General features: G+C 49.3%; 15 protein-coding genes and 1 pseudogene. 12 read left to right on the plus strand and 4 right to left on the minus strand.

Annotated elements, in window-relative coordinates:
* Window positions 1–6 precede the first annotated feature (6 nt).
* Entirely contained in the window at window positions 7–10,032 is a 10,026-nt protein-coding gene (locus DTO96_RS13220) for a midas domain-containing protein (RefSeq protein WP_114562626.1), read from the minus strand.
* A gap of 124 nt (window positions 10,033–10,156) precedes the next feature.
* Here DTO96_RS13220 and DTO96_RS13225 point away from each other — a divergent pair.
* Together DTO96_RS13225 and DTO96_RS05810 are read left to right on the plus strand one after the other, a co-directional pair.
* Window positions 10,157–10,468, plus strand: a pseudogene (locus DTO96_RS13225) (YadA-like family protein); the annotation flags it as partial.
* Window positions 10,469–10,594: 126 nt separating this feature from the next.
* A complete protein-coding gene (locus DTO96_RS05810) occupies window positions 10,595–11,389 on the plus strand; it encodes an OmpA family protein (protein ID WP_192879022.1) in 795 nt (264 codons plus the stop codon).
* Between the two features lie 181 nt (window positions 11,390–11,570).
* On the opposite strand, the gene DTO96_RS05815 is transcribed toward DTO96_RS05810, so the two are convergent.
* Entirely contained in the window at window positions 11,571–12,761 is a 1,191-nt protein-coding gene (locus DTO96_RS05815) for a helix-turn-helix domain-containing protein (protein ID WP_157964343.1), read from the minus strand.
* Window positions 12,762–13,123: 362 nt separating this feature from the next.
* On the opposite strand from DTO96_RS05815, the gene yiaY reads away from it, so the two are divergent.
* The gene (yiaY, locus tag DTO96_RS05820) at window positions 13,124–14,236 is read left to right on the plus strand and encodes an L-threonine dehydrogenase (protein WP_444542319.1); all 1,113 of its coding nucleotides are present in this window, start codon (window positions 13,124–13,126) and stop codon (window positions 14,234–14,236) included.
* A 364-nt stretch (window positions 14,237–14,600) separates the two neighbouring features.
* Here yiaY and glnE read toward each other — a convergent pair whose 3' ends face one another.
* Complete coding sequence (gene glnE, locus DTO96_RS05825) at window positions 14,601–17,315, minus strand: bifunctional [glutamate--ammonia ligase]-adenylyl-L-tyrosine phosphorylase/[glutamate--ammonia-ligase] adenylyltransferase (RefSeq protein WP_114562631.1); 2,715 nt, start codon at window positions 17,313–17,315, stop codon at window positions 14,601–14,603.
* A gap of 361 nt (window positions 17,316–17,676) precedes the next feature.
* Window positions 17,677–18,654 (minus strand): HpcH/HpaI aldolase/citrate lyase family protein, encoded by a 978-nt coding sequence (locus DTO96_RS05830; protein WP_114562632.1) that lies wholly within the window; start codon window positions 18,652–18,654, stop codon window positions 17,677–17,679.
* Between the two features lie 426 nt (window positions 18,655–19,080).
* Here DTO96_RS05830 and DTO96_RS05835 point away from each other — a divergent pair, with 426 nt between their 5' ends.
* The 9 genes from DTO96_RS05835 to DTO96_RS05875 all read left to right on the plus strand — a co-directional run bounded on the left by DTO96_RS05835 (window position 19,081) and on the right by DTO96_RS05875 (window position 23,977).
* Window positions 19,081–19,428, plus strand: a complete 348-nt coding sequence (locus DTO96_RS05835; protein WP_114562633.1) for a hypothetical protein — start codon at window positions 19,081–19,083, stop codon at window positions 19,426–19,428.
* A 245-nt stretch (window positions 19,429–19,673) separates the two neighbouring features.
* Window positions 19,674–20,075: a gamma-glutamylcyclotransferase gene (locus DTO96_RS05840; RefSeq protein WP_157964344.1), complete on the plus strand. Its 402-nt coding sequence runs from the start codon at window positions 19,674–19,676 to the stop codon at window positions 20,073–20,075.
* A gap of 75 nt (window positions 20,076–20,150) precedes the next feature.
* Window positions 20,151–20,789 carry a LysE family translocator gene (locus tag DTO96_RS05845; RefSeq protein ID WP_114562635.1) on the plus strand — a complete coding sequence of 213 codons (639 nt, stop codon included), beginning with the start codon at window positions 20,151–20,153 and terminating at the stop codon, window positions 20,787–20,789.
* A gap of 57 nt (window positions 20,790–20,846) precedes the next feature.
* Complete coding sequence (locus tag DTO96_RS05850) at window positions 20,847–21,203, plus strand: cupin domain-containing protein (protein WP_114562636.1); 357 nt, start codon at window positions 20,847–20,849, stop codon at window positions 21,201–21,203.
* A 149-nt stretch (window positions 21,204–21,352) separates the two neighbouring features.
* Window positions 21,353–21,709: an Mpo1-like protein gene (locus tag DTO96_RS05855; RefSeq protein WP_114562637.1), complete on the plus strand. Its 357-nt coding sequence runs from the start codon at window positions 21,353–21,355 to the stop codon at window positions 21,707–21,709.
* 111 nt (window positions 21,710–21,820) lie between these two features.
* Window positions 21,821–22,273, plus strand: a complete 453-nt coding sequence (locus DTO96_RS13230; protein WP_505661231.1) for a nuclear transport factor 2 family protein — start codon at window positions 21,821–21,823, stop codon at window positions 22,271–22,273.
* Window positions 22,274–22,379: 106 nt separating this feature from the next.
* Window positions 22,380–22,952, plus strand: a complete 573-nt coding sequence (locus tag DTO96_RS05865) for a hypothetical protein (RefSeq protein WP_114562639.1) — start codon at window positions 22,380–22,382, stop codon at window positions 22,950–22,952.
* A 134-nt stretch (window positions 22,953–23,086) separates the two neighbouring features.
* Window positions 23,087–23,515 (plus strand): SRPBCC domain-containing protein, encoded by a 429-nt coding sequence (locus DTO96_RS05870; protein WP_114562640.1) that lies wholly within the window; start codon window positions 23,087–23,089, stop codon window positions 23,513–23,515.
* 42 nt (window positions 23,516–23,557) lie between these two features.
* Window positions 23,558–23,977: a hypothetical protein gene (locus DTO96_RS05875; protein ID WP_114562641.1), complete on the plus strand. Its 420-nt coding sequence runs from the start codon at window positions 23,558–23,560 to the stop codon at window positions 23,975–23,977.
* Window positions 23,978–23,981 lie beyond the last annotated feature (4 nt).

Genomic DNA, 23,981 nt, shown 5'->3' on the forward strand with positions numbered 1-23,981 from the left:
CGTGACTCAAAGCAGCATTGCTTCATTGTCAACGGGCACTTCAACTGGATTGAGTGCCAGCAACAGCGCGGTGGCGTCTTTGTCAAGTTCAACCTCCAGTGGCTTGAGTTCTGCTGACTCGGTTATAGCATCGTTGTCAACGAGTACCTCAACAGGGCTGAGTGCAACCAACAGCGCTGTGGCGTCATTGTCATCGTTAACAGGTAGCACGGTTGCCTCGTTGTCGACATTGACGGGTAGCGTAGTGGCTTCATTGTCAACCAGTACTTCAACAGGTTTGAGCACAACGAACAGTGCAGTGGCCTCATTGTCAAGCGTGACTGGCAGTTCAATTGCATCGTTGTCGACGGCCATTTCAACAACAACATCAACTGTTTTGAGCACAGCCAATAGCACGATTGCATCGTTGTCAACATTGACGGGCAGCGTGGTGGCTTCGTTGTCGACTTCAGCTTCAACAGGTTTGAGCACAACCAACAGTGCAGTGGCGTCATTGTCATCGTTAACCGGCAGCACAGTTGCATCGTTGTCAACGGTGGTATCTTCTATTACCTCAACGACTTTGAGCAGCGCCAACAGCACGATTGCATCGTTGTCAACATTGACGGGCAGCGTGGTGGCTTCGTTGTCGACTTCAGCTTCAACAGGTTTGAGCACAACCAACAGTGCAGTGGCGTCATTGTCATCGTTAACCGGCAGCACAGTTGCATCGTTGTCAACGGTGGTGTCTTCTATTACCTCAACGACTTTGAGCAGCGCCAACAGCACGATTGCATCGTTGTCCACATTGACGGGTAGCGTGGTGGCTTCGTTGTCGACTTCAACTTCAACAGGTTTGAGCACAACCAACAGTGCCGTGGCGTCATTGTCATCGTTAACAGGCAGCACAGTTGCATCGTTGTCAACGGTGGTGTCTTCGATCACATCGACCACTTTGAGCAGCGCCAACAGCACGATTGCATCGTTGTCAACATTGACGGGCAGCGTGGTGGCTTCGTTGTCGACTTCAACTTCAACAGGTTTGAGCACAACCAACAGTGCAGTGGCGTCATTGTCATCGTTAACAGGCAGCACAGTTGCATCGTTGTCTACTGTGGTGTCTTCTATTACCTCAACGACTTTGAGCAGCGCCAACAGCACGATTGCATCATTGTCAACGGTAACGGGCAGCGCGATTGCCTCGTTGTCGACATTGACGGGTAGTGTGGTGGCTTCGTTGTCGACTTCAACTTCAACAGGTTTGAGCACAACCAACAGTGCAGTGGCGTCATTGTCATCGTTAACAGGCAGCACAGTTGCATCGTTGTCAACGGTGGTGTCTTCGATCACATCGACTACTTTGAGCAGTGCCAACAGCACGATTGCTTCATTGTCAACCGTAACAGGCAGCGCGATTGCCTCGTTGTCGACATTGACGGGTAGTGTGGTGGCTTCATTGTCAACTTCAGCTTCAACAGGTTTGAGCACAACCAACAGCGCCGTGGCATCGTTGTCAACGGCGGTGTCTTCTATTACCTCAACGACCTTGAGCAGCGCCAACAGCACAATTGCTTCATTGTCAACCGTAACAGGCAGCGCGATTGCCTCGTTGTCGACATTGACGGGTAGTGTGGTGGCTTCATTGTCAACTTCAGCTTCAACAGGTTTGAGCACAACCAACAGCGCCGTGGCATCGTTGTCAACGGCGGTGTCTTCTATTACCTCAACGACCTTGAGCAGCGCCAACAGCACAATTGCTTCATTGTCAACGGTGACGGGCAGCGCTATTGCATCGTTGTCTACATTGACGGGTAGCGTGGTGGCTTCGTTGTCGACTTCAGCTTCAACAGGTTTGAGCACAACCAACAGCGCGGTTGCATCATTGTCAACTGCGGTGTCTTCGATCACGTCGAGCACTTTGAGCAGCGCCAACAGCACGATTGCTTCATTGTCAACGGTAACGGGCAGCGCGATTGCATCGTTGTCTACATTGACGGGTAGCGTGGTGGCTTCGTTGTCGACTTCAGCTTCAACAGGTTTGAGCACAACCAACAGCGCCGTGGCGTCACTGTCAAGCGTGACGGGTAGTTCAATTGCATCGTTGTCAACGGCCATTTCAACAACGTCATCGACTGTTTTGAGCACAGCCAACAGCGCGATTGCATCGTTGTCAACATTGACTTCAACTGGTTTCAGTACGGTTGATTCAACAGTGGCTTCGTTGTCGACTTCAACTTCAACAGGTTTGAGCACAACCAACAGCGCGGTTGCATCGTTGTCAACTGCAGTGTCTTCGATCACATCAACGACTTTGAGCAGCGCCAACAGCACGATTGCTTCATTGTCAACGGTGACGGGCAGCGCGATTGCATCGTTGTCTACATTGACGGGTAGCGTGGTGGCTTCGTTGTCGACTTCAACTTCAACAGGTTTGAGCACAACCAACAGCGCCGTGGCGTCACTGTCAAGCGTGACGGGTAGTTCAATTGCATCGTTGTCAACGGCCATTTCAACAACGTCATCGACTGTTTTGAGCACAGCCAACAGCGCGATTGCATCGTTGTCAACATTGACTTCAACTGGTTTCAGTACGGTTGATTCAACAGTGGCTTCGTTGTCGACTTCCACTTCAACAGGTTTGAGCACAACCAACAGCGCTGTGGCGTCATTGTCAAGCGTGACTGGCAGCTCAATTGCATCGTTGTCAACCGTTGTTTCAACGGCATCATCGACCACTTTGAGTAGCGTCAACAGCACGATTGCCTCGTTGTCAACGGTGACGGGTAGTGCGATTGCATCGTTGTCAACATTGACCGGTAGCGTGGTGGCTTCGTTGTCGACTTCAGCTTCAACAGGTTTGAGCACAACCAACAGCGCCGTGGCTTCGTTGTCAACAGCAGTGTCAACGGCATCATCGACGATCCTGAGCACAGCCAACAGCACGATTGCTTCGTTGTCCACATCGACTTCAACTGGTTTCAGTACGGTTGATTCAACAGTGGCTTCGTTGTCGACTGTGACGGGCAGTTCGATTGCTTCATTGTCAACGAGCACTTCAACAGGTTTAAGCACAACCAACAGCGCTGTGGCTTCGTTGTCAACAGCAGTGTCAACGGCATCATCGACCATCCTGAGCACAGCCAACAGCACGATTGCCTCGTTGTCTACATTGACTTCAACTGGTTTCAGCACAGTGGACTCAACAGTGGCTTCGTTGTCAACGAGTACTTCAACAGGCTTAAGCACAACCAACAGTGCTGTGGCTTCGTTATCAACCGTGACAGGTAGTTCAATTGCATCGTTGTCAACAGCAGTGTCAACGGCATCATCGACGATCCTGAGCACAGCCAACAGCACGATTGCTTCGTTGTCCACATCGACTTCAACTGGTTTCAGTACGGTTGATTCAACAGTGGCTTCGTTGTCGACCGTGACGGGTAGTTCAATTGCATCGTTGTCAACAGCAGTTTCAACGGCGTCATCGACGATCCTGAGCACAGCCAACAGCACGATTGCCTCGTTGTCTACATTGACTTCAACTGGTTTCAGCACAGTGGACTCAACAGTGGCTTCGTTGTCAACGAGTACTTCAACAGGCTTAAGCACAACCAACAGTGCTGTGGCTTCGTTATCAACCGTGACAGGTAGTTCAATTGCATCGTTGTCAACAGCAGTGTCAACGGCATCATCGACTGTCTTGAGCACTGCCAATAGCACGATTGCTTCGTTGTCCACAGCGACTTCAACTGGTTTCAGCACGGTTGATTCAACAGTGGCTTCGTTGTCGACCGTGACGGGTAGTTCAATTGCATCGTTGTCAACAGCAGTTTCAACGGCGTCATCGACGATCCTGAGCACAGCCAACAGCACGATTGCCTCGTTGTCTACATTGACTTCAACTGGTTTCAGCACAGTGGACTCAACAGTGGCTTCGTTGTCAACATCGACTTCAACTGGTTTCAGTACAGTCGATAGTTCGATTGCATCATTGTCAACGGCTGCTTCAACGGCATCATCGACTGTCTTGAGCACCGCCAATAGCACGATTGCTTCGTTGTCCACAGCGACTTCAACTGGTTTCAGCACGGTTGATTCAACAGTGGCTTCGTTGTCGACTTCAACTTCGACAGGCTTCAGTACAGTAGATTCAACAGTGGCTTCGTTGTCCACATCGACTTCAACTGGTTTCAGTACAGTCGACAGCTCGATTGCATCATTGTCAACGGCTGCTTCAACGGCATCATCGACTGTCTTGAGCACCGCCAATAGCACGATTGCTTCGTTGTCCACAGCGACTTCAACTGGTTTCAGCACGGTTGATTCAACAGTGGCTTCGTTGTCGACGTCAACTTCGACAGGCTTCAGTACAGTAGACTCAACAGTGGCTTCGTTGTCAACATCGACTTCAACTGGCTTCAGTACAGTCGACAGCTCGATCGCATCATTGTCAACGGCTGCTTCAACGGCATCATCGACTGTTTTGAGCACCGCCAACAGCACGATTGCTTCGTTGTCCACAGCGACTTCAACTGGCTTCAGCACGGTTGATTCAACAGTGGCTTCGTTGTCAACATCGACTTCAACTGGTTTCAGTACAGTCGATAGTTCGATTGCATCATTGTCAACGGCTGCTTCAACGGCATCATCGACTGTCTTGAGCACTGCCAACAGCACGATTGCTTCGTTGTCCACAGCGACTTCAACTGGTTTCAGCACGGTTGATTCAACAGTGGCTTCGTTGTCGACGTCAACTTCGACAGGCTTCAGTACAGTAGATTCAACAGTGGCTTCGTTGTCAACATCGACTTCAACTGGTTTCAGTACAGTCGACAGTTCGATCGCATCATTGTCAACGGCTGCTTCAACGGCATCATCGACTGTCTTGAGCACTGCCAATAGCACGATTGCTTCGTTGTCCACAGCGACTTCAACTGGTTTCAGCACGGTTGATTCAACAGTGGCTTCGTTGTCGACGTCAACTTCGACAGGCTTCAGTACAGTAGATTCAACAGTGGCTTCGTTGTCAACATCGACTTCAACTGGTTTCAGTACAGTCGACAGTTCGATCGCATCATTGTCAACGGCTGCTTCAACGGCATCATCGACTGTCTTGAGCACTGCCAATAGCACGATTGCTTCGTTGTCCACAGCGACTTCAACTGGTTTCAGCACGGTTGATTCAACAGTGGCTTCGTTGTCGACGTCAACTTCGACAGGCTTCAGTACAGTAGATTCAACAGTGGCTTCATTGTCCACATCGACTTCAACTGGTTTCAGTACAGTCGACAGTTCGATCGCATCATTGTCAACGGCTGCTTCAACGGCATCATCGACTGTCTTGAGCACCGCCAATAGCACGATTGCTTCGTTGTCCACAGCGACTTCAACTGGTTTCAGCACGGTTGATTCAACAGTGGCTTCGTTGTCGACGTCAACTTCGACAGGCTTCAGTACAGTAGATTCAACAGTGGCTTCGTTGTCCACATCGACTTCAACTGGTTTCAGTACAGTCGATAGTTCGATTGCATCATTGTCAACGGCTGCTTCAACGGCATCATCGACTGTCTTGAGCACCGCCAATAGCACGATTGCTTCGTTGTCCACAGCGACTTCAACTGGTTTCAGCACGGTTGATTCAACAGTGGCTTCGTTGTCGACGTCAACTTCGACAGGCTTCAGTACAGTAGATTCAACAGTGGCTTCGTTGTCCACATCGACTTCAACTGGTTTCAGTACAGTCGACAGCTCGATTGCATCATTGTCAACGGCTGCTTCAACGGCATCATCGACTGTCTTGAGCACCGCCAATAGCACGATTGCTTCGTTGTCCACAGCGACTTCAACTGGTTTCAGCACGGTTGATTCAACAGTGGCTTCGTTGTCGACGTCAACTTCGACAGGCTTCAGTACAGTAGACTCAACAGTGGCTTCGTTGTCCACATCGACTTCAACTGGTTTCAGTACAGTCGATAGTTCGATTGCATCATTGTCAACGGCTGCTTCAACGGCATCATCGACTGTCTTGAGCACTGCCAATAGCACGATTGCTTCGTTGTCCACAGCGACTTCAACTGGTTTCAGCACGGTTGATTCAACAGTGGCTTCGTTGTCGACGTCAACTTCGACAGGCTTCAGTACAGTAGACTCAACAGTGGCTTCGTTGTCCACATCGACTTCAACTGGTTTCAGTACAGTCGATAGTTCGATTGCATCATTGTCAACGGCTGCTTCAACGGCATCATCGACTGCCTTGAGCACTGCCAATAGCACGATTGCTTCGTTGTCCACAGCGACTTCAACTGGTTTCAGCACGGTTGATTCAACAGTGGCTTCGTTGTCGACGTCAACTTCGACAGGCTTCAGTACAGTAGACTCAACAGTGGCTTCGTTGTCCACATCGACTTCAACTGGTTTCAGTACAGTCGATAGTTCGATTGCATCATTGTCAACGGCTGCTTCAACGGCATCATCGACTGTCTTGAGCACCGCCAATAGCACGATTGCTTCGTTGTCCACAGCGACTTCAACTGGTTTCAGCACGGTTGATTCAACAGTGGCTTCGTTGTCGACGTCAACTTCGACAGGCTTCAGTACAGTAGACTCAACAGTGGCTTCGTTGTCCACATCGACTTCAACTGGTTTCAGCACGGTTGATTCAACAGTGGCTTCGTTGTCGACGTCAACTTCGACAGGCTTCAGTACAGTAGATTCAACAGTGGCTTCGTTGTCAACATCGACTTCAACTGGTTTCAGTACAATGGACTCAACAGTGGCTTCGTTGTCAACATCGACTTCAACTGGTTTCAGTACAATGGACTCAACAGTGGCTTCGTTGTCGACGTCAACTTCGACTGGCTTCAGTACAGTGGACTCAACAGTGGCCTCGTTGTCAACATCGACTTCGGCTGGTTTCAGTACAGTAGACTCAACAGTGGCATCGTTGTCAACAGTGACAGGCAGCTCAATCGCTTCATTGTCAACGTCGACTTCGGCTGGTTTCAGCACGGTTGATTCAACAGTGGCTTCGTTGTCAACGTCGACTTCGGCTGGCTTCAGCACAGTGGACTCAACAGTGGCTTCGTTATCAACAGCGACAGGCAGTTCAATCGCATCGTTGTCAACGTCGACTTCAGCTGGCTTCAGCACGGTGGATTCGACAGTGGCTTCATTGTCAACAGTAACAGGCAGTTCAATCGCATCGTTGTCAACGTCGACTTCAGCTGGTTTCAGTACGGTGGATTCGACAGTGGCTTCATTGTCAACTTCGACTTCAGCTGGTTTCAGTACAGTGGACTCAACAGTGGCTTCGTTGTCAACATCGACTTCGGCTGGTTTCAGTACGGTGGATTCGACAGTAGCTTCGTTGTCAACATCGACTTCAGCTGGCTTCAGCACAGTGGATTCAACAGTGGCTTCATTGTCAACAGTAACAGGCAGCTCGATCGCATCGTTGTCAACATCGACTTCGGCTGGTTTCAGCACGGTTGATTCAACAGTGGCTTCATTGTCAACGTCGACTTCAGCTGGTTTCAGTACGGTGGATTCGACAGTGGCTTCATTGTCAACAGTAACAGCCAGCTCGATCGCTTCGTTGTCAACGTCGACTTCGGCTGGCTTCAGCACAGTGGATTCAACAGTGGCTTCGTTGTCAACATCGACTTCGGCTGGTTTCAGCACGGTTGATTCAACAGTGGCTTCATTGTCAACGTCGACTTCGGCTGGTTTCAGTACAGTAGACTCAACAGTGGCATCGTTGTCAACAGTGACAGGCAGCTCAATCGCTTCATTGTCAACGTCGACTTCGGCTGGCTTCAGTACGGTTGACTCAACAGTGGCATCGTTGTCAACAGTGACAGGCAGCTCAATCGCTTCGTTGTCAACATCGACTTCAGCTGGTTTCAGTACAGTTGATTCAACAGTGGCTTCGTTGTCAACATCGACTTCGGCTGGTTTCAGCACGCTTGATTCAACAGTGGCTTCATTGTCAACGTCGACTTCAGCTGGTTTCAGCACGCTTGATTCAACAGTGGCATCGTTGTCAACAGTGACAGGCAGCTCAATCGCTTCATTGTCAACGTCGACTTCGGCTGGCTTCAGTACGGTTGACTCAACAGTGGCTTCGTTGTCAACAGTGACAGGCAGCTCAATCGCTTCGTTGTCAACGTCGACTTCAGCTGGTTTCAGCACGCTTGATTCAACAGTGGCTTCATTGTCAACGTCGACTTCAGCTGGTTTCAGCACAGTGGATTCAACAGTGGCTTCATTGTCAACAGTGACAGGTAGCTCAATCGCTTCATTGTCAACGTCGACTTCGGCTGGCTTCAGTACGCTTGACTCAACAGTGGCGTCGTTGTCAACAGCGACAGGCAGCTCAATCGCTTCGTTGTCAACGTCGACATCGGCTGGCTTCAGTACGCTTGACTCAACAGTGGCTTCGTTGTCAACAGTGACAGGTAGCTCAATCGCTTCGTTGTCAACATCGACTTCGGCTGGTTTCAGTACAGTTGATTCAACAGTGGCTTCGTTGTCAACGTCGACTTCGACCGGCTTCAGTACAGTGGACTCAACAGTGGCCTCGTTGTCAACTTCGACTTCGGCTGGTTTCAGTACAGTAGACTCAACAGTGGCATCGTTGTCAACAGTGACAGGCAGCTCGATCGCTTCATTGTCAACATCGACTTCAGCTGGTTTCAGTACGCTTGACTCAACAGTGGCGTCGTTGTCAACAGTGACAGGCAGCTCAATCGCTTCGTTGTCAACGTCAACTTCGACTGGTTTCAGCACACTTGACTCAACAGTGGCTTCGTTGTCAACAGTAACAGGCAGCTCGATCGCTTCGTTGTCGACTTCGACTTCAGCTGGTTTCAGTACGCTTGACTCAACAGTGGCATCGTTGTCAACAGTGACAGGCAGCTCGATTGCTTCGTTGTCAACATTGACCTCAACAAGCTTTATGTATGTGAACAGTGCTGTGGCGTCTTTGTCAACGTCAACATCGACGGGCTTTAGCTCGACGAACAGTGCGGTGGCTTCGTTGTCAACTTCGACTTCGGCTGGATTCAGCACTGTTGATTCGACTGTGGCTTCATTGTCTACAGCGACTTCAACGGCGATCAGTTCGACGAACAGTGCGGTGTCTTCATTGTCAACATCGACTTCGGCAGGCTTCAGTACAGTTGATTCAACGGTGGCTTCGTTGTCAACATCGACTTCGGCTGGTTTCAGCACGGTTGATTCAACAGTGGCTTCATTGTCAACGTCGACTTCGGCGGGCTTCAGTACGGTAGACAGTTCGATTGCTTCGTTGTCGACTTCGACTTCGACTGGTTTCAGCACGGTGAATAGTGCGGTGTCTTCGTTGTCTACGGCGACTTCAACGGCGATCAGTTCGACGAACAGTGCGGTGTCTTCGTTGTCAACATCGACTTCAACGGGCTTTAGCACGGTGGATTCAACGGTGGCTTCGTTGTCGACTTCAACGTCAACAGGGTTGAGCACGTTGGGTAGTGCGATTGCTTCGATTTCATCGTCATTCAGCAGCTCAGGCAGCGCGGTGGCTTCGTTGTCAACGTTGACTTCAACGGGCTTTAGTACGACCAACAGCGCGGTGGCTTCGTTGTCAACTTTGACTTCGACGGGTCTTAGCACGACCAACAGTGCGGTGGCTTCGTTGTCCACTTTGACTTCGACAGGTTTGAGTACGACCAACAGCGCGGTGGCTTCATTGTCAACGACGACGTCAAGTGGTTTGAGCTCGGTCAACAGCGCGGTGGCTTCGTTGTCAACCGTGGTGACCAAAGGTTCGAAATACTTCCAGGCGAACTCAACTGAGGCGGGTGCACAGGCCAATGGCAATAACTCGATCGCTATCGGTCCAAATTCTGTGGCCAATGGCGATAACTCAACCGCGATGGGCAATGGGGCTGTGACAACGACCAATGCGACCAATTCGTTGGCAATGGGTACGAGTGCGACAGCTTCAGCTGCCAACTCGGTGGCTTTGGGGTCGAATTCGAATGTTTCTGCGAACAATTCGGTGGCCTTGGGTGCCAATTCGGTGGCCGATGGTACAAGCTTGACTAACGCAGCTTATAACCCAGGCGGCTCGATTGCAGGGGCAACACCTGTGGGTGAGGTTTCAGTTGGTTCCGCAGGTGCTGAACGTCGAATCACCAATGTTGCCGCAGGTTCTGCTGATACCGATGCGGTGAATGTGAGCCAGTTGAAAGCGTTGAAATCGAGTGTCAATACCGATATCAAGGAGCTCAAAGGCGGTATTGCAGCAGCATTGGCACTTGAGTCTGCCCCATCGGTGGCTGGCAAGTTCACCACTTACATGGGTGTTGGGCATTACGATGGTCAGACTGCAATTGGTATCTCGGGTCGTAAGACTTCAGACAACGGCCGTTGGAGTTTGTCGGGTGGCGTCACAGCTTCTCAACAAGGTAAGATCGGTGCTCGTATTGGTTTCACGAAAGTATGGGATTAATTCTAAACAGAAAGGCTCCCTTTGCATGATGTGAGGGGGGCTTGGCTGATGAAGCGATGTTTCATCAGCCACCCATGACCGATACCTTGGCAGATGGCTGCTCAATAGATAGAATAAGGATTGATGATGAAAAAATACATGACATTGTTTACAGGAATAGCAGTGGTGCTGGCTTTGGGCAGTACCGCTGCCTTTGCGCAACAAGCTGAAACAACTGTGAAATTTCCAGAATTAAAATCGACCTATTTAAAAACAGGTGATTTTGTGAATTTGGAAAATTTGAAAAAAATTGCTGCGGGTTTACATAAAGACCAAGTGCGTTTGTTGCTGGGTAACCCGCATTTTAGTGAGGGCATTGGCAATCCACATGTGTGGGATTATGCGTTTAATTTTTATACAGGACAAATGGGTGGCGATTATGTGACGTGCCAATACCAAGTTCAATATGATAAAGATTACCACATCAATGCAACTTACTGGAAAGACAAACAATGCGAAGGTTTCTTGCATGAAGCACCACCACCCGCACCACGCGTGGCTGAGCCGATCACCTTGTCTGCCGATGGTTTGTTTGCGTTTGGCCGTTCGGATTTGAATAGTTTGCAAACCAAAGGGCGTGAAAATTTACGTCAATTGGCGGGTCAAATCAATTCAGGTTTGAGCAAACTGACTTCGGTCTCAATTGTGGGCTACAGTGATCGAATCGGTTTACCTAAGACCAACTTGGCCTTGTCTCGTGCACGTGCAGTCACAGTTAAAAAGTATTTGGTACAACAAGGTGTGCCTGCGAATTTGATCACGACCAGCGGCATGGGACCTGCAAATCCTGTTGTGAATTGCCCTGGCCCAGCATCGCCACGCACAATTGCTTGTTTGATGCCAAATCGCCGCATTGAAGTGACATTGAATGGTGAAAAATAACCATTTGTTTGTTGCTGTCTATTGTTGTCAATTTGTTGTCAATTTGTTGTCAATAAAAAATCCGCCAATTTCGGCGGATTTTTTATTGAGCTTTGGCTTTCCTGTCGAAATGAGCGGATGGCTCTCTATTGCAATCGCTAAAAGTCATTATTTCATGGGCTAGATGCAACACTGGCTGACATCAGTGTTGATTGTTGCGCAGCCACAATCGAATGAGTTCGTGCTGATTGCTGTGCATAGGGGTCAACAATAACAAGCGTTCAGCAGCACTGCGGTGATGGTGACGTTGAAAAAAATGACTTAGGATGCTGTTGTCTTGGCACGTGTGAATGGCTCGTTCTACCCCAGCCTCAATGAAGTTTTGCCAATTCAACAGTTCAGGGGAGTCTGTGTTGGGTAGAAACACACCGCGATAATCGCGTAAAACGGCTGCGGAGTCCCCTGATTCAATGGATTGGATGAGGCCGCTGTGATCCGTGCCAATGGGAGAACCTAAGCGATAAGGCTTGTTGTGCAATGTTGAGCCCAATAACGAGCGAATGTGGCTGATTTCTGATTTCAATGTGGTTGTGCTGACGCGGTGATCGCCGTACAGTTTGCTGTGCAGCTCGCTCAATGACAAACCTTGGGGGTGCAGTGCCAGTAAAGTCAGGATTTCCATTTGGCGCGGTGAGCAAGCCAGTGGCTTGTGATCCCAATACGCTGCGGCATGGGGTTGGCAAACATTGAGAATCAATTGAGGCTGGGCAAAAGTCCCAATCAGTTGACTTAAACTTTGAGCAAAATTTTGTACGGCAGCCAAAGTTAAACCACTGTGTTGTCGCCATGTGGTTGAAAAATCCAAAACCCCAACGACATGTTGATTGCGTGGGTCAATGATGGGGGCGGCCGCACATGACCAATCGTGAACGATGTCTGCATAATGTTCACCCGCAAAGACGGCTTGAGGGCGATGGTGGGTCAACACCTCAGACAATGCATTTGTGCCTACGGCACGTTCATGCCACAAGCCGCCAGCGGAAAAGTTGATTTTCTCTGCCCGATCACGCATGGCTCGACCTGAATCTGTCCATAAAATATGCCCTTGTGCATCACTGAGGGCGACAATCAAACGGTTTTCCAACGCGATGCTGGACAATTGATTCAGAATGCCTTGCCCATGCCGAGCGATCACAGACTCTTGCCAAATGGTGCGCGTATAGAGTTGATCCAAGAGGGGAGCCGCATGGATGTGTGTGCTGACAGAAGCACTTGAGCGTTGCCAAGAATCGTATACCCTTTGTGGCAATGCCAAACTGCGCTGGCCTTGAGTGAAAACTTGATGTGCACTTTCTAATCGTTGACGATAGCGCGTCAGTGCCGCTCGTTCCATGCCCGGTCTCCTTGGTACTTTTGGTTGTGCTTGCTGATCGTTGTATGTGTACTTGCTCAGATCTGCCAATGGTTCAATATGTCCATTGAACCACAAAAAACCCCATATGCCAAGGTCATACCAACCGTATGCCAACCTGTAAGTGTCTATTCTTAAGTCCATGCAACTTGTGAAAAATACAGTTTTATTCAATATATGGTGAATACATGGCTGTGTGATTTATGTTTGACAAGGTGCATGGGGATAAGCTCAAATCCCGCCCAAAAATTGGGTAATAAAACAGTTGTATATCAATCAAATATCATCCTCTAGGAGACAACATCGTGGCAAGTACAACATTTTTCATTCCATCTGTAAACATCATGGGCGCTGGCAGTCTGGTTGATGCCATGAAGGCGATTCAAGCCTATGGCTTTAAGCATGCTTTGATTGTGACCGACAAAGGTTTGTCGCAATTGGGTGTGGCCACACATGTGGCTGAGCAATTGGCTGCACATGGCGTCAGCTCACATTTGTTTGACGACGCCCAACCCAATCCGACGTCAGGGAATGTATTGGCTGGTTTGACCGCATTGTCTGCTCAGCAAAGCGATTGCATCGTCTCACTGGGTGGTGGCTCATCACATGACTGCGCCAAAGGCATCGCTTTGGTCGCTACGAATGGTGGGAAAATTGCGGATTATGAAGGTGTGGATCAATCGAAAAAGCCGCAGTTGCCATTGATTGCCATCAACACCACGGCGGGTACCGCCAGTGAAATGACCCGTTTTTGCATCATCACCGATGAACAGCGGCATGTCAAAATGGCGATTGTGGATCGCAACACCACACCCATTTTATCGGTCAATGACCCCGATTTGATGATGGGCATGCCCAAAGGTTTGACCGCAGCGACGGGCATGGATGCTTTGACCCACGCCATTGAAGCGTATGTTTCAACTGCGGCCACACCGATCACGGATGCATGTGCGCTCAAAGCGGTGTCATTGATTTCTGAATATTTGCGCACCGCTGTGCACGATGGTCGCAATGCCGAGGCGCGTGAGCAAATGGCGTATGCACAATTTTTAGCAGGCATGGCTTTTAACAATGCATCCTTAGGGTATGTGCATGCGATGTCTCACCAATTGGGTGGGTTTTATGATTTGCCACATGGCGTGTGCAATGCACTGTTGTTGCCGCATGTTGAAGCGTTCAATGCCAGCGTATCGGCCAGCCGCTTGGCGGATGTGGCTGAAGCGATGGGCGAGGACATTGGTGGTTTGAATGATGAGCAAGCTGCACAAGTGTGCCTCAGCGCGATTCGCCAATTGTCAGCTGACATCGGCATTCCACAATCTTTGGCTGAACTGGGTGTGAAAACAGAAGACATCCCGACGTTGGCAGCCAATGCAATGAAAGACGCGTGTGGTTTCACCAATCCACGTGTGGCAACGCAGGCAGAGATTGAACAGATTTTTGCGGGTGCGATGTAAAGGGTTATGGGGAAAAAACAGTCCACATTGTTTTTGATCGTTATCTGAGTTTTTGATTTCAAGTGTTAAAAGTCCCAGCAGATACATTGCTGGGACTTTTTTGTGTTGAAGGCATGTTCAGAGAATATGCAGCCAAAAACTTCGCGATTCGGCGCGTTAGTGCAGGTTTTATCTACAATTTCTATTGAGAAGGTGTAGTGAAAATTGTCAGAAATCCTTCAATACGTCATTGCGGGCTTGACCTGCAATCTCCTGATTCATCATGTTGCATCACAAGCACGGCATGATGAAATGCGTCTGTTGTCCGTAGTGTTATTTGAAAAGAAGTGGAAAAATGCAATGTTTACGAAAAAAACAGTCGCTTTTAACCCAATACTTCACGCAGTAAGTCCTGCACCGCATTCATTTCATTTTTCACCTGCTCAGGCTGAACACGCGTATCGTGGTTGTTTTGCAAGCGCGCTGCATGCTGAATGGCACGGAAAGAGCGATACGCATTCGCTGCTTCAGTGGCCGTGTGTGGAGAAATCAAACCTGCATCTCCAGCCCGATGAAGCAAACCGATGTTGCCTTTGTTTTCAAGCAATTCAACATGGGCATGGCTGTTCAGCAAAACCAACGCTTGTACACAAAATTCAATGTCAACCATGCCACCTGTGTCATATTTAACGTCAAACAACGCACTGGTGTTGGGGTGACCTTCTTTGATTTTTTGCTTCATCTTGATGATGTCTTTAATGACCACATCGCGTTCACGCGGTTGTTGCAAGATCGAACGCCGCTCGTTCTCAAACCAATCGCCAATGACTGCATCACCCGCGCAAAAACGCGCCCGTGTGATGGCTTGATGTTCCCAAAACCATGCAGATTCACTTTGGTATTGTTTAAACATGCTCAAGCTGCTGACCAGTAAACCGCTCGCACCATTCGGGCGCAGTCGATAATCGGTTTCAAATAAAATCCCAGCAGGCGTGGGCGCGATCAGCCAATTGTTCAAACGTTGGGCAAAGCGGGCGTAAATGTCCGAGGCATCCACATGCGCATCATCGTACAAAAAGACCAAATCCAAATCCGAGGCATAACCCATTTCTTTACCACCCAATTTACCGTAGGCGATGATGGCGAAATTAGGCGTTTCTTTATGGCGTTTTAGAAAAGCGTGCCAGCAAAAATGCAAGGCTTGGCGCAAGATGATGTCTGTTAATTCAGACAAATGATCCGCCAATTGCTCCACCGTCCACAAGCCATCAAGTTCCTGTGCGAGCAGGCGAAATACCTGTGCATGGTGGGTCTCACGCAGAATGTCCATTTGACGTTCGACATCGGGCATGTCAGGGTTGTCATTGATCACAGCACGCGCCAAAGCCTGTTGTAACTCGGTTTCGACTTCTGCCCAATTCGGCGGCGTGTGTAGCGCAGGCGTGAGCATTTCATCCAATAAAATGGGATGCGCCGTCAAGTAATCGGCCGCCCAACGCGAGCGGGTGCACAGTTTGATCAAATGCGCCAAAGCTTTCGGGTATTCAAACAGCAAAGCCAAATAGCTGCTGCGTTTGGCGACAGAATCCAAAAAGTTGAAAATGCGCATCGCATATTCATTGGGAATCGGTGCCGTGTTTTGCGCCGCCAAAAGAGCCAATGTGCGCAACACCAATTGGCGATAGCGCATTTGACTGCGCTCAGGCAATTGGTTGATGCGCGCATCGCTGTCAAGCCGCGCCAAGTGCTCTTGCAAGGCATTCGGTTCTTTGAATGGGGCAATCAATGCTGCATGGTCGTCGTTTTGCGGTTGAGCCTCTGAGGCACCGTTTTTATCCGCTTCAAACAGCGCATTGAAGTGAGTGGATACGATCGCTTGACCTATTTTCAAATGCGCAAGCAACGCGTCAAAGTCTGCACAATGCATGGCTTGCGCCAGTTTTGTTTGGGTGTCTGTTTGAGACGGCAACAACTGCGTTTGTGCATCATCGATGTATTGAATGTGGTGCTCAAGGTGGCGCAAGAAGACATAATACTCGGTCAATTGAGCCGCCTTTTCAGCAGAGATCAAACCGTGTGCGAGTAAATGCGGCAACACATCCAAGCTGGCTTTTTGTTGCAGTTCAGGTGTGCGCGCACCTTTGATGATTTGATACAACTGCACGATGAACTCAATTTCACGGATGCCACCTGCACCCAGCTTGATGTCAATTGCGTTATTTTTTGCGCTTGATTTTGCATTGGCCTGCGTGCGGATTTTGCTGTGCACATCACGCAGTGCATCGATGGCATCGTAATCAAGGTAACGACGGAAAACAAAAGGGCTGATTAAATTGTGCAGCTGATGTGAGTGCGCATCGGGATTCATCAAACGGCTTTTCAGCCAAGCAAAACGCTCCCACGTGCGCGCATTGGAGATCAAATATTTTTCAAGCATCGACAAGCTCACGCACAGCGGTCCGCTTGCGCCGTTCGGACGCAGGCGCATGTCGACGCGAAACACAAAACCAAACTCCGTGACATCATCGAGCAACTTGATGACCCGTTTGCCCAAACGTTCAAAAAACTCACCGTGCGACAACAGCCGTGGACGGGGATTGTCGCTGGTGTTGCGTGTTTCCCCATCGTGTTCAAACACAAAAATCAAATCCATGTCCGACGAGACATTCAGCTCATTGCCCGCCAGTTTACCCATCCCCATCACCCACAACGGCATCGGCGTGCCATCCTCACGCAACGGCTCGCCATGCACTTCACGCAACGACAAGCGGCACACCTCAAGCGCATGTAAAGTACTTGCATCCGCCAATGCGCTGATGGTCGCCGTCACCACGGTCAAGTGCTGCTCATCCAATGCATGGTTCAGGTTGTACTCCATCAACGCCAACATCACCTGCGCCCGCGTTCGTCGCAGAGCCACGCCCGCCGCCGTTTCAGCGTCGTGGTGCGCAGGGGTGTTGGCTTTGAATAATGTTTGAATGTCAGCGATGGATAAAGGCAATTTAGCCATTAAATCAAGGACTTGTGTCTCGTTGACGCGACCGCTGTTCAATTGATTGCGGGCGTAGTTGGAGTAGGATTCAGATTTTAAATGGGACATGGGCAGGGGTTTGGAAAGTAAGGGTTCATGGTCATCACCATCATCACAACTTGATGGATCATACCGAAAAGATGAAAAATCGCTGACGTGTTTTTGCCTTCAAACCCAATGATAGCCAGTCCGCTATTGAATTTGACAGGTCATTGCATCGTGTGCTTGATCCGCAATCTACCGTCAATCTCCAGTGCTGGGAGATGCCGCATCAAGTGCGGCATGATGGATTAATTAACGAAACAACCATAGAAACGGTATTGCTCTTCTGACCATGTGGCGTGCTCCGCATGGTCATTAAATGCATGCCCGTTGGATTTGACATCAGTTTTTACGTCACATGTGGGGCAGATGCAAGTGCTCACCGCGATCAAAACCACTTTTCAGCAAAAGCAGGCAGCGTTTTACCCGCCGCATGCGCCCGTTGAAGCACCAACCAAAAATGCCTAAAACTGGCTCGATCATGCAATTTGTTTTCAAAAGCAATCGGCCCCCAGCTCGCCGCCTCCGCTTTTAACAACAAATCGGCTGCAAAAGTCACCTCATCATCATCAGGCGAAAACGCCCGCAAAATTTCATCGATCTGATTCGGATGAATGCTCCACATGCGCAAATAACCAAACTCATCTCGCGCACGGCGTGCATCATTAAACGCCGCGTTTGGCGTTGCATAATCTGTCGTCACATTGTGCGAAGCCACCTTGCCAAACGCCGCACACGCGCGCGTAATCGCCAACTTACAATGCGCCACCATCGGATGCTCAAACTGCCCTGGTGACGTCATCGCGCCCGCAGGAATTGTACCGTGGTGCGCCGAGACAAAATCCATCAAGCCAAACGATAAACTTTCGACTTGAGGCAACGCTGCAATCGCATGCACATCATATAACGCCGCATGCGTTTCAATCAAAATATGCAGCGGCGGCAACACCACACCCGCATCCTCGTGCAAACGACCAATATCAGCAATCTGGGCCAACGTTTCGCTCAACGTACCCACTTTTGGAATCATCCAATACGCAGGCGCACGCCGCGCCGTCGCCAACACCAAACGCACATCATCCAAACTGTGACCATGCTGCGCATCATGAATCCGCACACCAAGGCGATTAAATTGATTCAACTCAGACGCCAACACCTCACCCATCAACCTCGCCTGCGCCGCCTCCTGCCCAATACTCGCACCATCCTCAAGATCCAGTGCAATGTCAAATGCGCCATGAAGCTCAATTTGCTTGGCAATCGCCTTGTGAATAAACCGCTCATTACCTGCATAATGGTCAACAGGTGAAAGCGAAACAGGCGCGGGCGCGTCGGAAAAAAGGGCGATGGATGGATGGACTGTCATGTGACCTTAGGAAATAATGGCTCAAAAAATGGATTGGATAACGCGTGAAGTCGTTGGTGCCCATCCTAACAAAATAAGGGGCTTGGTACAACTGTAGCGCTGAAAGTCCTGTGCTTTTATAATCGTCAATGAGGCAAATCATGGATCAATCAAAAAGTATAGATAGGCATTGATTAAACGATGTTCATCATGTACTCTTATGGTGTAAGCCTCAAGTCAAGGCATTAAATCGTCATGCCGTACTTTAGATTCGAACAGGAAGACGTTCTACTGGCTTAAAGAATCAAGCAAGCCCATTGCCTTGAGGGCAGCAGATTTATAAAAATCATATAAGCAGGTTGTGCGGCATTTTGAAAACAGAATGTTTTTAATTGTTGGTGTTTTTTGACGCATAACATACGTTAGCCACACAAATAGGAAAAAAACATGGATCTTCAAGAATTTGTATCAGAAACATTACTGCAAATTATTTCTGGGATTAAAAATGCACAAGATAAAACTAGCACTTCTGGTGGTTCAGTTAATCCAAGAATAACAGGTAGCTCGGAGTATGCAGCGCAACATGGCTTTCTTCGAACCGCTGGAGGATCTCCCGCGCAAATCGTGCAATTTGACGTAGCTCTAACTGTCACAGAAGGCACTGGAACAAAAGGTGGTATTGGCGTTTTTGCTGGTGCAATAAACTTAGGTAGCAGTGGGCAGTCCACTAATGAAAACAAATCAATCAGTAGAGTTAAGTTTGCAGTACCTGTTTCTCTTCCTGAAAATCAATAATGGCTAACAAGTCGCTGAAGCATCGCGCACTTCGTGCGCTGGACAGTTTTTAAGTTGCGGTTTTGTGGTTTTGCTGCGCAAAAGTATCCCACAAAACCGCAACTTAAAAACTGCCGCTTAGTTAGGCATCGGCAAACGCAGCGCATGCTTCAGCCTTCCCAACCAACCACATTGGAGCCACATTGCTACAGACTCAAAAGCGAATTGCCGCGTTCTTCTATGGGAGTTTCATCCGTAGAGACGTCATGGCCTTGGGTGGCTTCAATCCCGAAACAGTCGAAGTCGCAAAACTAAATGGGTACGACATCACCTTTGATCCACACGCGAATATCTTTCGGTCTGGTCAACACGCCGTTTGTGGTGTCCTGGTGTATCCATCCCACGATGAACTGAACAAGCTGTACTCAAGAGACGGAGTTGGTGTCTTTCTTCCCGAGGCCGTGCTTGTGGAAACCAGCAACAACAGAATGTTGCCAGCCATTTGCTACATGCCGCCTGGGCGAAAAGACGATCCAGCCGACCTTGCATATGTCGAGCACATCATCAAGGCGGCCCGAGAACATGGCTTTCCCAAGTGGTATTTGAGCCACTTGGAAGAATTTTGTTCTTCTCCCAAGGTTGAAGGTGCGGTACACACCGACGCCTAACCCTGCAATCGAGAGGACGTGCCTCGGCAAGCTGGGTCGCGCCTCTCAACTCAAACGTTAGCCCGTAGATCGAATATGCTCACCACCACCAGCTACCTCCTCTTTGTCGGCGCAGCCCTGCTCATGGCACTCACGCCAGGCCCGAACATGATCTACTTGATTTCACGATCACTTTGTCAAGGTCGCGCCGCAGGTGTCATGTCTTGGTTCGGTGTTGTGCTTGGCTTCACAGTCCACATGGTCTGTGCCACGGTCGGACTTACCGCTCTATTCATGGCTGTTCCTCTTGGCTACGAACTGCTCAAGTTTGCTGGAGCAGTTTACCTTCTGTGGCTGGCTTGGCAGGCGGTGCGGCCTGGTTCACGTTCTCCATTCGAGGCCAGAGACCTCCAGGCCGAGTCACCACGCAAACTTTTCACGATGGGCTTGCTCACCAGCATTCTCAATCCAAAAGTCGCAATCTTTTATCTCTCGGTCTTGCCGCAGTTCATTTCACCTGAGGCAGGCTCTGTATTTACCCAGAGTCTACTGCTGGGCACAACTCAGGTGTGCATTGGGTCAACAGTGAACCTGCTGGTTACACTTTCGGCGGCGGGCATAGCTGGTTGGTTCTCAAGAAATCCAGTCTGGCTTTCGGTGCAGCGGTATTTCATGGGCTTGGTACTCGGCACTCTCGCAATCAAGCTGCTGGCGCAGCAGCGAAATGCGGCCTAACAGATCTGTTTAATTTCAGCATTACCCACAGCACACGAATCCATCACCCCTACTGACATGACCATACAACACATCCAAAAATCTTCTGCCCGCCGCATCCCTATCTCCCCCGAGTTCACGATTTTTGAGTATGGATCGCTCGGGAGTTCTGTTGCGAATGGGTCTGTTGCTGAGATCAATGGCCGCTACCCTGTTCAGGGTTGGGGCAGAAATCTTGAGTCAGACGAGATTGTCTATGTCGTGTCTGGTTCAGGAGAGCTTGAAATGCCCGAGTCGGTTGTTATCCTGCAAGCAGGCGATGTCGCTTTCGTTCCAAAAGGTCAGAAGATCGCCTGGCGCGGAGACCATCTTGTCGTCTTCATTCCGTGTGTCCCAGCCTGGCGGCCAGAGCAGCACGAGCTATTGAATGAATAGTATTGGCTCTGCAAGACTGGGGGCAACCTTTCCATCGAACGGATGCGCAATGGCATGCCACGCCTGACCCCCATTTCATTTTGGGTCAGGCGCATCAATCCACCGCGTGCCGCTCATGTCAAAGTTAGGGCTTTTTAATTGGAGGCAAAATGAGTATTCTTGAATTGTTGCGCTGGCAGTGGAGCGGCTATCCGAGGTATCACCACTCGCGCGCCAACCTGCTCATACACATCGTCGTTGTGCCTCTTTTCTTGGCTGGCAATGTCGCACTTGTCGTCGCGGTCATCGAGCGTTCTGCCACGTTGGCAATCTTCTCGGTCGTTGCCATGGTTGTCTCTGTTGCCTTCCAAGCCCGCGGTCACGGGAAAGAGGAGGTGCCGCCGGAGCCTTTCACGAGTCGCACCAATGCCCTCTCGCGCATCCTTCTTGAGCAGTGGGTTACGTTTCCACGGTTCGTCATTTCAGGAGGCTGGTTCCGTGCATTGCGTCAAAGCAGCCCGCCCTAATTTTTCCGTCGAGAGGGCATGCAATGGTGAGCCAGGTTCGTTTTGATAAAGCCTTCATGCCTACGCATGCCCTCAAGTCAAACGTTATGCCACATAGAAAGTGATCGCACCATGTACCACGCCATTGTTCGCAGGAAGATCACCTCAGCGTTTGCTGGGCTCAGCGCTGGGAGGATTGAGGCCATTACAGATGAGCTGTCCACAAACGCTGTTCACTATTTCGTAGGTACGCATGCGCTGTCCGGAACACGTCGAACACCAGAGGCCATCCGAGCTTGGTATGGGCGTCTTCTGCGGCTCTTGAATGGAATCAGCTTTACTCTTCAGGAAGTGAGGGTCTCGGGTTGGCCGTGGTGCATGCAAGTGGAGACCATTTGGATCGAAACTAACTTTGGAACCGATGGAGTCAAAACTTCGGCTGAAGGGGGCAATCTGATTCAAATTGAGTGGGGTCGTGTAACCAGCGTATGCATCTATCCAGACACAGCTGCGCTGGAGCGCACGCTGCAACGCATCGCTGCAAAAGGCACCACAGAGGCGCTGGCCGCTCCGATCACATCCTGAGCATGTCGCATGAGCCTCACTCTTCCATTGAAAGGACGCCTTCTGGCAGACTTCGCCCACCTCCAGTCGCCTCGCTCTGTCAAACATTAGGTTTAAGGAAAATCGTATGAAATATCTGAAAAAATTAGTTTTTGCATTAATTGCAACATCCAGCGTTGCGCGCGCCGAGAGCATCATCAATTACCAAACACAGGGAAACCTACAGATAACAAACAATATAGCTTGTGTTGATGTGTCAGAGCTAAAAAACATGTATACCCCAGCAGATGTTTTCAAGGGAATGACAAATTGTTTAGACAAGAAAGATTATGTGGCCGCAACAAATTTATATGCATTTTCTAGGGTGTACGGTATGGTTGATGCAAAGAGGGTGAGTGATAGAACAGCCCATCAAGCGATGGTGGTTTTGCAAATGAATGCCGTCAGAAATTTATCAAGCGACGAGTTAAATTCTTTTAGCCAAGTCATGAAAGCAACCCTTTCAACTGGCAGCGATTCACTAAATCGATTATGCAAAAAAATTAAAACTGTTGGAGCACCCAATTATTATCCCGCCTACATGATACAACATGGCATGGGCGCTTTTATGGGTGGGCAAAACCCAATTGATCAGTCGGTTGATGTCACAAAAACATTTAACGAAGCATTGACCCAAAGTTTACATTGTAATCCTGAATAAAAAACCAACCGCTCGTTTAGCACGGACAACAATAAGGTCGAGCGTTTCGCATATTTTCAACCCCATTGCTTGCTGGTTGGCTCAAACATTGGGCGTTGAAAACTTAATGAACTTCATTTGAGGAGTTTTGTACTATGACCACATTCAGCACCAGCCGCCAGCTGGCCGCGTCACCTTCATTGGTGTTCGGTGCGATGAAGGACGCTGAACGTCTCGCCAAATGGTGGGGCCCAGCGGGCTTCTCTAATCGTTTCGATGTCTTTGAGTTCAAAACGGGTGGCAAGTGGCTTTTCACCATGATCGGCCCTGATGGTGCGAGCTATCCTAATGAGGCGATTTTTTTAACCATTGAAGCGGATCGCAAAGTCGTCATCAAACATGTCAATCAACCTCATTTTCAGCTTACCATAACGTTAGAGGCCTTTTCTGGGGGGACTTTGCTGCGTTGGGATCAGACGTTTGACGATGAAGTCGTTGCTCAATCCGTTCGACAAATTGTCGAACCTGCAAACGAACAAAACCTTGACCGTTTAAGCGTTGTACTGGGGTTGAGTGAGGGCTGAGTAAGGGTGTGGCGTATTGTAATTACTAAGGCTTTATCCATCATGACGACCCTACGTTTTTTTCGTTTGCACGTGTTGATTTGTTCTCTGCCTTTTTTAGTGGGTTGCAACGAGATTGAGCCGATTGAAATTGAAAGTGGTACGATACATTTTTATCGAAAAATGGATGGTGCATTTAATGATCAGAAAAATTCTATTGCTCTTTCAACAAAGCAAGTTCAATTTCTTGAAGATTGGCTTAACGCCAATAAAAAAGGTTGGTCGTCTTACACGCCAATGGGAACATTTATTCCAAATTGGTGTATCGCATTCAGTGCATTGAATGCGGAGTTTGTTTCTCTATGTTTTATTGAAAAACGACTGGTGTTATTTGGAGAAGGGAAGCAAGTTGAGCACTCTTTTTCAGAAAGTGACAGCGGTGTATTTTTTGAAAATATTATCAATACAATGCCTTCTCCTTAATAGG

Source organism: Ephemeroptericola cinctiostellae (genome assembly GCF_003339525.1).
In the GTDB taxonomy this organism is placed as follows: domain Bacteria; phylum Pseudomonadota; class Gammaproteobacteria; order Burkholderiales; family Burkholderiaceae; genus Hydromonas; species Hydromonas cinctiostellae.